This window comes from Saccharothrix hoggarensis, from assembly GCF_042678885.1.
Taxonomy (GTDB): Bacteria; Actinomycetota; Actinomycetes; order Mycobacteriales; family Pseudonocardiaceae; genus Actinosynnema; species Actinosynnema hoggarensis.
On sequence record NZ_JBHTLK010000515.1, the window covers coordinates 1 to 778 of the forward strand.

Annotated in this window: 2 protein-coding genes; both read right to left on the reverse strand. The window is 77.6% G+C overall.

Annotated elements, in window-relative coordinates; genetic code table 11:
- On the reverse strand, nucleotides 1-491 hold a 491-nt coding region (locus tag ACFQ3T_RS36865), incomplete at its 3' end, for an AfsR/SARP family transcriptional regulator (RefSeq protein ID WP_380730837.1).
- Nucleotides 488-778: hypothetical protein (locus ACFQ3T_RS36870; protein WP_380730839.1), on the reverse strand; the 291-nt coding region annotated here is incomplete at its 5' end. The genes ACFQ3T_RS36870 and ACFQ3T_RS36865, both read right to left, overlap by 4 nt.

A 778-nucleotide genomic window follows, 5' to 3' on the forward strand; every position in this document is an offset into this window, starting at 1 on the left:
CGGGCCTCGGCCAGCCTGCGCCGCTCCGCTTCGGCGAACGGCCCCGCCAGCCCGGACAGCGGCTCGCCGCGCCACAGGCCCAGCGCGGTGTCCAAGGAGGACCGCGCGCCCTCCGGGTCACCGCCGGCCAGCTGCCGCCGGGCCCGGTCGCGCAACCCGTCGAACCGCTCGACGTCCGAGCCCTCGGCCTCCAGCACGAGCCGGTACCCCGACCCCACCGACACCAGCAGGCTGGACGGCGTGCCGCGCGGCCGGTCCGGCTCCAGGGCCTTCCGCAGCGTCGACACGTACGTGTGGACGCTGCCCTCGGCCGTCGCCGGCGCGTCGGCGCCCCACACGCCCGCCACGAGCTCGTCCCGGCCGACGCCACCCGTCCGCAGCGCGAGCATCGCGAACACCGCGCGCGGCCGCGACGACCCCAGGGCGATCTCCCGTTCGCCCGCCCAGGCGCGCACCGTTCCCAGCAGCTCGACCCGAACCGCCACCGTCATCCCGCTGACCACTCCCCCGACGCCTCCCGCCGAACCCGGCGCACGCGCTCCTCGGCCCGGCGCACGTCGTGCGCCGCGCCCAACCCGTCATAACCCGCCAGCGCCTCGCGCAACGCCGCGTCCGCCGCCTCCCGCTCACCGCGACCGGCCAGCAGCACGGCCGCGCCCGCCTTCGGCTCGGCCGCCTCGACCGGCCGACCGGCCGCGCGGAGACGTGCCGCCACGTCCAGCACCGGCGTGGTGACCCAGTTGTAGTCGTCCAGGCACAGGTTGCTGTGCTGGTTGCG